Annotated in this window: 10 protein-coding genes; 2 read left to right on the plus strand and 8 right to left on the minus strand. The window is 59.9% G+C overall.

The genetic code is table 11. The annotated features are described in order from the left end of the window. Positions 1–3 precede the first annotated feature (3 nt). Entirely contained in the window at positions 4–561 is a 558-nt protein-coding gene (locus ACA075_RS05285; protein WP_497297580.1) for a hypothetical protein, read from the plus strand. Between the two features lie 109 nt (positions 562–670). Here the strand turns inward: ACA075_RS05285 and ACA075_RS05290 are convergent, their stop codons facing one another. From ACA075_RS05290 to ACA075_RS05325, 8 genes are all read right to left on the minus strand, one after another. After that, complete coding sequence (locus ACA075_RS05290; protein ID WP_497297581.1) at positions 671–2,152, minus strand: APC family permease; 1,482 nt, start codon at positions 2,150–2,152, stop codon at positions 671–673. Positions 2,153–2,378: 226 nt separating this feature from the next. Then, entirely contained in the window at positions 2,379–3,803 is a 1,425-nt protein-coding gene (locus ACA075_RS05295) for a gamma-aminobutyraldehyde dehydrogenase (RefSeq protein WP_497297582.1), read from the minus strand. Between the two features lie 181 nt (positions 3,804–3,984). Continuing rightward, positions 3,985–4,809 (minus strand): ABC transporter permease, encoded by an 825-nt coding sequence (locus tag ACA075_RS05300; RefSeq protein WP_042932340.1) that lies wholly within the window; start codon positions 4,807–4,809, stop codon positions 3,985–3,987. Next, positions 4,799–5,746, minus strand: coding sequence for an ABC transporter permease (locus ACA075_RS05305; RefSeq protein WP_497297583.1), 948 nt, complete (start codon positions 5,744–5,746; stop codon positions 4,799–4,801). The genes ACA075_RS05300 and ACA075_RS05305 overlap by 11 nt, the downstream gene beginning before the upstream one ends. A 1-nt stretch (position 5,747) precedes the next feature. Next, a complete protein-coding gene (locus ACA075_RS05310; protein ID WP_094468952.1) occupies positions 5,748–6,785 on the minus strand; it encodes an ABC transporter ATP-binding protein in 1,038 nt (345 codons plus the stop codon). 235 nt (positions 6,786–7,020) lie between these two features. Next, entirely contained in the window at positions 7,021–8,172 is a 1,152-nt protein-coding gene (ydcS, locus tag ACA075_RS05315; RefSeq protein WP_497297584.1) for a putative ABC transporter substrate-binding protein YdcS, read from the minus strand. 82 nt (positions 8,173–8,254) lie between these two features. Then, on the minus strand, positions 8,255–9,742 hold the full coding sequence (locus tag ACA075_RS05320; protein WP_497297586.1) for a gamma-aminobutyraldehyde dehydrogenase: 1,488 nt from the start codon (positions 9,740–9,742) through the stop codon (positions 8,255–8,257). A gap of 99 nt (positions 9,743–9,841) precedes the next feature. Then, entirely contained in the window at positions 9,842–10,756 is a 915-nt protein-coding gene (locus ACA075_RS05325) for a LysR family transcriptional regulator (RefSeq protein ID WP_497297588.1), read from the minus strand. 176 nt (positions 10,757–10,932) lie between these two features. Between ACA075_RS05325 and ACA075_RS05330 the strand changes: the two genes are divergently transcribed. Continuing rightward, entirely contained in the window at positions 10,933–11,655 is a 723-nt protein-coding gene (locus ACA075_RS05330) for a tellurite resistance TerB family protein (RefSeq protein ID WP_497297589.1), read from the plus strand. Positions 11,656–11,866: the final 211 nt, after the last annotated feature.

Below are 11,866 nucleotides of genomic sequence, written 5' to 3' on the forward strand. Positions count from 1 at the left end.
TAGATGACAACTGTATTTATTGCGGGCTCTATTAATATCAAACACCTTGATCCTAAGGTTAAAGAGCGTATCAATAATATCGTTGATTCAGAGTTCGATGTTGTGGTTGGCGACGCAGGCGGAGCCGACACATCTATCCAAGAGTATTTGTTGAGCCTGGCCAGATCAAAAACTACTATTTATTGCAGTGGCGTCGTCCCGAGAAACAATCTTGGAGAGTGGCCAGCTAGAACAGTGGAAACCCATCACTCCAAAGGGTCACGAGCTTTTTTTACGGCGAAAGATGTTGTCATGGCCGAAGCTGCGGATTACGGCTTGATGATTTGGGATGCAAAAAGTACTGGAACACTGAGTAATGTAATTGAGCTGTTGTCTCGAAAGAAGAAGTCGCTCGTTTTCGTTAATAAAGAAAAAATCTTTAAGGTGGTAGGGGATGTGAATCAGCTAGAGGAACTCGTTGCCTTTATGTCGGATTACGCTAAACAAAAGGCAGATGAAAAAATCAAGCTTTTCGATCGCATCTCTTTGCTGAAGCACGACCAGGCAGAACTGCTGCTTTAATGGTTTTATCTTAAGTCAATGGCTGTCATTAACTCCCCTTTCTCCAGCCGTGCGAGAAAGGGGATATTTCAGCGTCGGCACCAATAACGGTGCCGTGAGAGCCAAAAACTTACCGACTAACCCTCCACGCATCCCCCGCCGGCGCAGTCCCGTGGTCATACGGCTTGGCTAACCACATGTACAACAACCCCAGCCCAATAACGATCGCCGTACTCAACACCATCGCATAGTTGATGTACCACGCCGCATCCGGTGTACGCGGCCAGGCCATGTTGATGATCGCGCTGACACCGTAAACCAGCGCACCGATATTCACCGTCCAACCCCATCCGCCGAGGGTGAATTTGCCGCTCGGTTTCCAGCCTTTCAGGCGTGCGTAAAGCGCGGCGAGGACGATCATCTGGAACGCCAGGTAGATGCCGATCGCGGCGAAGCTGACGATGGTTGCGACGGCATCTTGCAGGAAGAAGCCGAGGATGATGATCAGCGCCGGCAGGACGCCGGACACGAACAGCGCGGCCACCGGCACTTGTGTCGTAGGAGAGATCTTCTTCAGCAGTGAGCTGCCGATGACCATTTCATCTCGGGCGTAGGAGTACAGCAGACGACTCGCCGCCGCTTGCAGGCTGATGACGCAGGAGATGAAGGAGATCATGACCACGCCCATCACCACTTTCGAACCGACCGGGCCGAAGGCGTTGTTGAGGATGGTGGTGACCGGGTCTTTGTCGGTCCCGTTGATCACGGCTTGCATGTCCGGCACGGCGAGGATCAGCGCCAGGCAGGCGAACATCGCCGCGATGCCGCCTATGTAGATGGTCATGCGCATGGCCACCGGGATTTGCTTGCTCGGGTTCGGGGTTTCTTCGGCGACATCGCCGCAGGCCTCGAAGCCGTAGTACAGAAACATCCCCGCCAGCGAGGCGGTGAGGAAGGCCGGCAGGTACGAGCCGTCGATGCTGATATCGAAGGTGTTGAACAACACGCTGATCGACTGGTGACGCTCGAAGATCAGCAGGTAGACGCCAACGATCACTGCGCCGACCAGCTCGCAGAGAAAACCGAACATGGCGATCCGCGCCAGCACCTTGGTGCCGCTGAGGTTGACCAAGGTAGCGAACAGCGTCAGGAACAGGGCGATGACGATGTTGGTGTTATTGCTCGGTTCAAAGCCCATCATCGCGGCCAGGTAAGGGCCGGCACCCACCGCAACAGCAGCGATGGTCACGCACAGGGCAATGGAGTAGATCCAGCCGACCATCCACGCCCAGCGTTTGCCCACCAAGCGGCGAGCCCACGGGTACACGCCGCCGGAAATCGGGAACTGCGAGACCACTTCACCGAAGATCAGGCACACCAGCAACTGGCCGCAACCGACCAGCAAATAGGCCCAGAACATCGGTGGCCCACCGGCGGCCAGGCACAGGCCGAAGAGGGTATACACCCCGACGACCGGGGAGAGGTAAGTGAAGCCCAGGGCGAAGTTTTCCCACAGGCTCATGCTGCGATTGAAGTTCGAGGTGTAACCCAGCTTGCGTAGCTGCTCGGCATCACTGTCGACAACGGATGGGGATAGTTCGGGTGTACTCATGGTGTGTCAGCTCCGGAAAATCGGCAGATTTCGGATGTCCGAAACCGTGGCGGGGCCGTAATGGCGCTGCCCGGATCGGTCGTTATTGTTTTGGTTTTCTGGCGTTGAACCCTGGTGGTGCGTGGTGCTGTTTCTCCTTGAAACCGAGGTGATGCCTTCGCGGGCAAGCCTCGCTCCTACAGGTACTGCGGTGAACCTGTAGGAGCGAGGCTTGCCCGCGAAGCTTTTAATGCTTGAACATCACATGCCGAACGACGGTGTAGTCCTCCAGCCCGTACATGGACATGTCCTTCCCGTAACCGGACAGTTTCTGACCGCCATGGGGCATTTCGCTGACCAGCATGAAGTGCGTATTCACCCAGGTGCAGCCGTACTGCAAGCGGGCAGACAAGCGATGTGCACGACCGACGTCCGAGGTCCAGACCGACGACGCCAGGCCGTAGTCCGAATCGTTGGCCCACCCCAGCACCTGGGCTTCATCGATGAACTTGGTCACTGACACCACAGGCCCGAACACTTCGCGGCGCACGATTTCGTCATCCTGCTGGGCATCCGCCAACACTGTCGGTTCGAAGAAGAACCCATTGCCTTCCACAGACTTGCCACCGGTGACCAGGCGAATATGCGGTTGCGCCACGGCACGCTCGACAAACCCGGCCACACGGTCACGGTGCTGCGCAGTGATCAACGGACCCAGTTCGGTCGACGGATCATCCTGCAACCCATACTTGATACTGCTGACCGCCTCGCCAAGTTTCTCGACGAATTTTTCGTAGATGCCGGCCTGCGCATAGATGCGGCAAGCGGCGGTGCAATCCTGCCCGGCGTTGTAGAAACCGAAGGTGCGAATGCCTTCCACGGCGGCGTCAATATCGGCGTCGTCGAAGATGATCACCGGGGCCTTGCCACCCAGTTCCATGTGCATGCGTTTGACGCTGTCGGCGGTGCTGGAAATGATGTTCGAACCGGTGGCGATCGAGCCGGTCAACGAGACCATGCGCACTTTCGGGTGCGTGACCAATGGGCTGCCAACGGTAGGACCACGGCCGAAGACGAGGTTGAGCACACCGGCCGGGAAGATTTCCGACGCCAGTTCAGCCAGACGCAACGCGGTCAGCGGGGTTTGTTCCGACGGTTTGAGCACCACGGTATTACCGGCGGCGAGGGCCGGGGCGATTTTCCAGGCGACCATCATCAGCGGGTAGTTCCACGGGGCGATGGAGGCGATCACGCCGACCGGGTCGCGGCGGATCATCGAGGTGTGGCCGGGCAAATATTCGCCGCCCGCCGAACCGCTCATGCAACGGCTGGCGCCGGCGAAGAAACGGAACACATCGGCAATCGCCGGGATCTCATCGTTCAGCGCGGCGCTGTAGGGTTTGCCGCAGTTGTCCGATTCCAGTTTGGCCAGCTCTTCGCCGTGGGCTTCGATGACGTCGGCGAGTTTGAGCAGCAGCAGCGAGCGTTCCTTCGGCGTGGTTTGCGACCAGCTTTCGAAGGCGCTGTCGGCGGCACGCACGGCAGCATCGACCTGGGCTTCGCTGGCTTCGTTGATTTCCACTAGCACACGACCGAGGGCCGGGTTGAACACCGGTTGGGCGGGGCCGTCTCCGTCGATCAGTTGGCCGTTGATCAAGAGTTTGGTTTGCATGGCATTGTCCTCTTCGAATCTATTTTTTTCTCTGGAGAAACCGGATCCTGTAGGAGCTGGCTGGCTGGCTTGCTAGCGATCACGGTGTGTCAGCCCACATCTATGTTGAACGTCAGTCAGTAATCGCTAGCAAGCCAGCTCCTACAGGATTGGGTTCGCACACTGGGATCTGTGTTGTTCGTTATTTCCCGCCGCTACCGGCCACGCTCTCACCGCCCCGGGTCAGGTAATAAGCACCGAGAATCGGCAGCATGGTCACCATCATCACCAGCATCGCGACGACGTTGGTCACCGGCACGTCCCGCGGGCGGCTGAGCTGGTTGAGGAGCCACAGCGGCAAGGTGCGTTCATGGCCGGCGGTGAAGGTGGTGACGATGATTTCGTCGAACGACAGCGCGAAGGCGAGCATGCCGCCGGCCAGCAGCGCCGAGCCGAGGTTCGGCAGGACGATGTAGCGGAAGGTCTGCCAGCCGTCGGCGCCGAGGTCCATCGACGCTTCAATCAAACTGTGCGAAGTGCGGCGCAACCGGGCGATCACGTTGTTGTAGACGATCACCACACAGAAGGTCGCGTGGCCGACGATGATGGTGAACATCCCCGGCTCGATCCCCAGCGTCTTGAACGTCGCCAGCAACGCGATCCCGGTGATGATCCCCGGCAAGGCAATTGGCAGGATCAGCATCAGCGAGATGCCTTGCTTGCCGAAGAAGTCCCGCCGGTACAACGCCGCCGACGCGAGGGTGCCGAGGACCATCGCGATCAGTGTCGCGATGGCGGCGATTTCGGCCGACAGCTTGATCGCTTCCAGTACATCGGGCCGCGAAAACGCCACGCTGAACCAATGCAGGGTGAAGCCCTTGGGTGGAAAGCTGAACGCGGCTTCTTCGGTGTTGAAGGCGTAAAGGAAGATGATCAGGATCGGGAAGTGCAAGAACACCAACCCGCCCCAGGCGGCGATTTTTAATCCGATAGAAGCCTGCCCCTGTGATGAAGAGTCAGAGTGCATCGAAGGCCCCCAGTCGTTTGACGATAGTCAGGTAAATGGCGATCAACACAATCGGTACCAACGTGAAGGCCGCCGCCATCGGCATGTTGCCGATGGCCCCCTGCTGCGCATACACCATGCTGCCGACGAAGTAGCCCGGCGGGCCCACCAGTTGCGGCACGATGAAGTCACCCAGGGTCAGCGAAAAAGTGAAGATCGAACCGGCGGCGATGCCTGGAATCGACAGCGGCAGAATCACCTGCATGAAGGTCTGGCGCGGCTTGGCGCCGAGGTCGGCCGAGGCTTGCAGCAGTGACGGCGGCAGGCGTTCCAGCGAGGCCTGGATCGGCAGGATCATGAACGGCAGCCAGATGTAGACGAACACCATGAAACGGCCCAGGTGCGAGGTCGATAAAGTGCTGCCGCCTACGCCGGGAATGCCCAGCACGAATTGCAAAACCGGCTCCAGCCCCAGGTGTTGAACGAACCACTGCGCGACGCCGCCCTTGGCCAGCAGCAAGGTCCAGGCATACGCCTTGACGATGTAACTGGCCCACATCGGCATCATCACCGCGATGTAGAAAAACGCCTTGGTTTTTCCGGTGGTGTAGCGCGCCATGTAGTAGGCAATCGGGAACGCGACGATAGCGCTGGCTAGCGATACGACGACGGCCATGCTCAGCGTGCGCAGGATGATGTCGAAGTTCGACGGCTGGAACAGCGCTGCAAAGTTCGCCAGGGTCAGGTCGGGGGTGACCGCCATGGTGAAATCATCGAACGTGTAGAAGCCTTGCCACAACAGCACCAGTAGCGAGCCGAGATAAATTGCACCGAACCACAGCAGCGGCGGCACCAGCAGCAGCGACAGGTAAAAATTCGGTCGGCGATACAGCAGGTTGGAAAACCTGCGCAGCGGCGAACCGCCGGCCGGGGTTTGAGGGATAGCCACGCTAGTCATCTCACACCCCGCCGACAACGTTGTCGTGCAGCGGGATCATCGCCTCGCGCGCCCAGCGTGCGCTGATGCGTTGTCCGGTCTGGTGCTGGGCGCTGACGTCCAGCCATTGCACGTTGGCCTGGCTGATGTTGAGGGTCTGGCCGTTTTCCAGTTTCAGTTCATAGCGCGTGGCGCTGCCCTGGTACTGAATGTCGTGGAGCAAGCCGCTGACTTCAATCTCATGGCTGGCCAGAGGGCCTTCAGCGAAACGCACGTGTTCCGGGCGAATTGAAAACGGCTGTGGATTGCCGCTCAACTGCTTCGCCAGATCACCGCGAATCACGTTGGAGGTGCCGACGAATTCAGCGACGAATGTGGTGGCCGGTTTCATGTAGAGGTTGCGCGGAGTGTCGACCTGCTCGATGCGTCCTTTGTTGAACACCGCCACGCGGTCGGACATCGACAGCGCTTCGGTCTGGTCGTGGGTGACGAAAATGAAGGTGATGCCGAGTTGGCGTTGCAGCTTCTTCAATTCGCTCTGCATTTGTTCGCGCAGCTTCAGATCGAGGGCGCCCAACGGCTCGTCGAGCAGCAGCACGCGAGGGCGATTGACCAGGGCGCGGGCCAGGGCCACACGCTGGCGCTGGCCGCCGGACAGTTGCACCGGTTTGCGCTCGCCGTAGCCGCCGAGGGCGACCATGTCGAGGGCTTCTTCGGCGCGTTTCTGCCGTTCGGCTTTACCGACGCCTTTGACTTTCAAGCCATAGGCAACGTTGTCGAGCACGTTCATGTGCGGGAACAGCGCGTAATCCTGAAACACCGTGTTGACGTCACGCTCATACGGCGGCAGCCCGGCGGCTTCTTCGCCATGAATTCGGATAGAGCCTGCGCTCGGTTGTTCGAAACCGGCGATCAGGCGCAAACAGGTGGTCTTACCCGAGCCGGAAGGGCCCAGCATGGAAAAGAACTCGCCGTCCTGGATATCGATGGAAACCCGGTCAACGGCCTTCACTTCGCCGAACTGACGGGAAACGTTGGTGAACTGGACTGCAAGCGTCATGGTGCGGTGCTCCAAAAAGGCGAGGGCCGTCACAGCGGCCCTGCCTGGACTTCTGAAAAATCTGGATCAACTTTCTGGCTGGAAAACTTATTGTGGCGAGGGAGCTTGCTCCCGCTGGAGTGCGCAGCACTCCCAAAAGGACTGATGCGGTCTCTCTGATTGACCGCATTGACTGGTTTTGGGGCGGCTTCGCCACCCAGCGGGAGCAAGCTCCCTCGCCACAGGGGACGGTGTGTTATCTGCCGCCCATGATCGCGATGTAGTCCTGGGTCCAGCGGCTATAAGGCACGAACTTGCCGCCTTCAGCCTGCGGGGTTTTCCAGAAGGCGATTTTCTCGAACTGGTCGAAACCGTTGGTCTTGCAACCTTCGGCGCCCAGCAATTCACTGCCGGTACAGGCCGCCGGAACCGCAGGCAGCGAACCAAACCACGCCGCCACATCACCCTGGACTTTCGGTTGCAACGACCAGTCCATCCATTTGTAGGCACAGTTCGGGTGCTTGGCTTCGGCGTGCAACATCGTGGTGTCGGCCCAACCGGTGGCGCCTTCTTTCGGGATGGTCGAGGCGATCGGTTGTTTCTCGTTGATCAGGCCGTTGACCTGATAGGGCCAGGCGCTGGACGCGACCACGCCTTCGTTTTTGAAGTCACTCATTTGCACGGTGGTGTCGTGCCAGTAGCGGTGGATCAACGGCTGCTGGGCGCGCAACAGATCGAGTACCGCCTTGTACTGCGCTTCGGTGAGTTGGTACGGGTCTTTGATGCCCAGTTCCGGCTTGGTGGTCTTCAGGTACAGCGCCGCGTCGGCGATGTAGATCGGGCCGTCGTAGGCCTGCACGCGGCCCTTGTTCGGTTTGCCGTCCGGCAGGTTTTCCGCATCGAACACCACGCCCCAGCTGGTCGGCGCGGTCTTGAATACATTGGTGTTGTACATCAACACGTTCGGGCCCCACTGATACGGGGTGCCGTAGGTCTGTTTGTTAACCACGTACCACGGCGCATCTTTCAGGCGAGGGTCGAGGCTTTTCCAGTTCGGGATCAACGCGGTGTTGATCGGTTGCACACGCTTGCCAACGATCAACCGCAGGGAAGCATCGCCCGACGCGGTCACCAGGTCATAACCACCCTTGGCCATCAGGCTAACCATCTCATCGGAAGTCGCTGCGGTTTTGACGTTCACCTTGCAGCCGGTTTCCTTCTCGAAACCAGTCACCCAGTCGTAGGCCTTGTCGCTTTCGCCACGTTCGATGTAGCCGGGCCACGCCACGATATCCAGCTGACCTTCGCCGGCACCGACCGCTTTCAGCGGTTCGGCGGCCTGGAGACTGGCGCTGGCCAGCAGCGCCGTGGTGATTGCACTGAGCAGTGCGGTCTTGTGCACGAACATGGGGATTCCCTCTTCTTTAATTATGGTCGGGGCAGTTGTGAACGTGGTGAAGCATGCCGTTAGCGGCTTGTTATTAGCGTAGTCAGAGATGCTGTCCGTGGCGCGCCATGATGTGCCGCACCACGCTGTAGTCCTGAAGCGAATCGCTGGATAAGTCTTTGCCATACCCGGACCGTTTAAGGCCGCCGTGGGGCATTTCGCTGACCAGCATGAAATGGCTGTTGATCCAGGTGCAGCCGTACTGCAAGCGCGCCGCAACCTGCATCGCCTTGTCGAGGTTCTGCGTCCAGACCGAGGAGGCGAGGCCGTATTCCGAATCGTTGGCCCAGTCCACGGCTTGTTCGAGCTGATCGAAGCGGGTCACGGTGACCACCGGCCCGAATACTTCGCGCTGGACGATCTCATCGCTCTGTTTGCAACCGGCCAGCAGCGTCGGCTGGTAATAGAAGCCGGCACCGGAATGCACCGCCGCGCCGGTCACCCGTTCGATGTGCGGCTGACCCAGGGCGCGTTCGACAAAACTGGCCACGCGGTCGCGCTGGCGGGTGCTGATCAGTGGGCCGATTTCGTTGTCGGCGTCGCGTTTGCCGGCAAAGCGCAGGCTGCTGACCGCTGCGCCGAGTTCAGCCACCAGGCGGTCGTGAATTCCGGCCTGTGCGTAAATTCGGCAAGCCGCGGTGCAATCCTGCCCAGCGTTGTAATAACCGTAAGTGCGCACGCCTTCGACCACGGCTTGAATGTCGGCATCGTTGCAGACGATCACCGGCGCTTTGCCGCCGAGTTCAAGGTGCGTGCGTTTCAGGGTTTTTGCTGCCGCTTGCAGGATTTTCTGCCCGGTGACGATATCGCCGGTCAGCGACACCATGCGCACTTTGGGATGGCTGACCAAGTGGCTGCCGACGCCTTCACCGCTGCCGCAGACGATGTTGATCACGCCGCGTGGAAGGATCTCGGCCAGCGCAGGCGCCAGGGCCAGAATCGACAGCGGCGTGTGTTCGGACGGTTTGAACACCAGCGTGTTGCCGGCGGCGAGGGCCGGGGCGATTTTCCACGCAGCCATCATGATCGGGTAGTTCCACGGCGCAATCGAGGCGACCACACCAATCGGATCGCGCCGGACCATGCTGGTGTAGCCCGGCAGGTATTCGCCGCTGAGCTGGCCGGTTTGGCAACGCACAGCGCCGGCGAAGAAGCGGAACACATCGACCGTCGCGCTCAAGTCGTCCTGACGGGCCAGGTGCAACGGTTTGCCGCAGTTCAGGGATTCGAGACGGGCGAGGAGGTCAGCCTGTTTTTCGATGGCGTTGGCGATGTCCAGCAACAGGTTCGAGCGTTGCTGCGGTGTGGTCCGCGACCAGCCGGCGAACGCTCGGTGGGCAGCGAGGATGGCGGCTTCGACTTGCTCGGTGCTGGCTTCGGCGATGTGGGTCAGCACTTCCCCGGTGGCCGGGTTGAGGATCGGTTCGACAAAACCCTGGCCCGCGACCAATTCGCCATCGATCAACAACGCGGTGAACAACGGGGTCTGCGCGCCAGCCATTTTTCGGGTTCTCTTTTCTTGTGTGGCCATGGTGCTCCCAGTGACTGGGTCCGGCCGTCTTATTGATAGAGCAAGACTAGTGCGCGGGCCCGAGGTCGACAAATTCTAAATACTGAAGGTGGCGTTCGATTAAATAGATGGCTTGCGCCCGCCGTGGGGTTGTTCGCGGGCAACGGTTAAAAACGGATCCACCAACGCCGGACGCGCGGTGCCACGACGCCAGGCCAGGCCGACGTCGAGGGTTTGGCTCAAGTCGGCAATTGGCCGCGCTTCGATGATGTCGCCCTCCAAGGACCAGGGCCGGTAGGTCATGTCGGGCTGGATCGATACGCCCAGACCTGCGGCCACCAGGCTTCGAACGGCTTCCGTCGACGCGGTTTTCAGGGTGATGCGCGGTTGCAGGCCGGCCCCGCACCACATGCGGTGGGCGTTGCGGTCCATTTCGTCGACGTTGAGCTGAATCAGCGGCTCGCGGGCCACATCGGCGAGGTTGATGCTGTCGTGTTCCAGCAACGGATGCTGGGCCGGCAACCACAACCGATGAGGCGAGTGGGTCAGCACTTCGGTCTGCAAGGCATGGCGGTCTTCGAGGTTGGACAGGATCAATACGCCGACATCGATCTCACCGCTGACCAGCAAATGCTCGATGTATGGGCGTTCGTCCTCCATCACTCGGATCTCGACATTAGGGTAGGCGCGCTGGAAACGGGTGAGCAAATCCGCGAGGTAGTAACCGGCCACCAGGCTGGTCACACCGATGATCAACTGGCCGGCGACCTGGTCGGTGCTGTGTTGCAGGCTGCGTTTGGCGTTGTCCACGGTCGCCAGAATCAGGTGCGCCTGGCGCAGGAATTGATGGCCCTGGTGGGTCAGGCTCATGCCCTTGGCGTGTCGGTTGAACAGGCCGACGCCAATCTCTTCTTCGAGTTGCTGGATCGCCAGGGTCAAGGTCGATTGGGAAATGAACGCGGTTTGCGCGGCGGCGGAGATCGATCCGGTCTCGGCCACGGCGATGAAGTGGCGAATCTGACGCAAGGTCATCATGGTGGATTACCCGGTGGGCGGTTTTTATAGATTCGCCTGAGTGTATATCGCTTTTATCGATGACCCTGTTTTTCCAGGCAACATCCAGAAGCACTCTCGTCCCCGGTTGCCGGGCACTTTCGTTCTAGGCTGGTGGCCTTATGTGTCCGGTTAACCCCTTTCGTGGAGGCGGCAAAATGAATACGCGTGGATTGCTCGATCAACTACTCAAGTCCGGTCAGGACCTGATGCAGAACAAGGCCGGCGGCGCTCAAAACAAAGTGTCCAGCGGTGGATTGGGCGGATTGCTCGGTGGCGGCGGTGGTTCGGGCGGCCTCGGCGGTTTGCTTTCCGGCGCAGGCGGTGGTGCCTTGGCGGCCGGCGCCATGGGTCTGTTGCTCGGCAGCAAAAAGGCCCGCAATGTCGGCGGCAAAGTCGCCATCTACGGTGGCCTCGCGGCACTCGGTGTCATTGCCTACAAGGCTTACGGCAACTGGCAGGCCCAGCAGGGCACGGCGCCGAAGACCGAGCCACAAACACTCGACCGCCTGCCGCCCGCGCAAGCCGAACTGCACAGCCAGGCGATCCTCAAAGCGTTGGTTGCAGCGGCCAAAGCCGATGGCCACGTTGATGAACGCGAGCGTGCATTGATCGAAGGCGAGTTCACCAAGCTCGACAACGATCAGGAGTTGCAGCAGTGGCTGCATGCCGAACTCAGCAAGCCGCTCGACCCGACAGAAGTCGCCCGCGCGGCGAGCACGCCGGAAATGGCTGCCGAGATGTACATCGCCAGTGTGATGCTGGTGGATGAGGAGAGCTTCATGGAGAAGTCCTACCTGGATGAACTGGCACGGCAGTTGAAGCTGGAGCCGGGGTTGAAGGCTGAGCTGGAGAAACAGGTGCGGCAGGCGTCCCTGTAAGGTTCAAGATCGCCTTCGCGGGCACGTCAGATCGCGAAGGCGTCTCAAGCCTCACCACCTCCCGAGGCCAATCTACGGCTCATTTCTTCCAACACGCCCCTGCGACCCGCCACCCGATCCACCGCAAAGCCCTGGCCCAGAGGCCTCCTGCCGTTTTCGCGCACAAGGCCGAGAACTGCCAAACCTTCGTCTTATAGATGAAACACCCTCA

The organism is Pseudomonas sp. LBUM1663 (genome assembly GCF_059695905.1).

Coding starts and splice junctions, on each gene's coding strand:
- ACA075_RS05285 (WP_497297580.1), top strand. CDS start 4: ATGACAACTGTATTTATTGCGGGCTCTATTAATATCAAACACCTTGAT.
- ACA075_RS05290 (WP_497297581.1), bottom strand. CDS start 2,152: ATGAGTACACCCGAACTATCCCCATCCGTTGTCGACAGTGATGCCGAG.
- ACA075_RS05295 (WP_497297582.1), bottom strand. CDS start 3,803: ATGCAAACCAAACTCTTGATCAACGGCCAACTGATCGACGGAGACGGC.
- ACA075_RS05300 (WP_042932340.1), bottom strand. CDS start 4,809: ATGCACTCTGACTCTTCATCACAGGGGCAGGCTTCTATCGGATTAAAA.
- ACA075_RS05305 (WP_497297583.1), bottom strand. CDS start 5,746: ATGACTAGCGTGGCTATCCCTCAAACCCCGGCCGGCGGTTCGCCGCTG.
- ACA075_RS05310 (WP_094468952.1), bottom strand. CDS start 6,785: ATGACGCTTGCAGTCCAGTTCACCAACGTTTCCCGTCAGTTCGGCGAA.
- ydcS (WP_497297584.1), bottom strand. CDS start 8,172: ATGTTCGTGCACAAGACCGCACTGCTCAGTGCAATCACCACGGCGCTG.
- ACA075_RS05320 (WP_497297586.1), bottom strand. CDS start 9,742: ATGGCCACACAAGAAAAGAGAACCCGAAAAATGGCTGGCGCGCAGACC.
- ACA075_RS05325 (WP_497297588.1), bottom strand. CDS start 10,756: ATGATGACCTTGCGTCAGATTCGCCACTTCATCGCCGTGGCCGAGACC.
- ACA075_RS05330 (WP_497297589.1), top strand. CDS start 10,933: ATGAATACGCGTGGATTGCTCGATCAACTACTCAAGTCCGGTCAGGAC.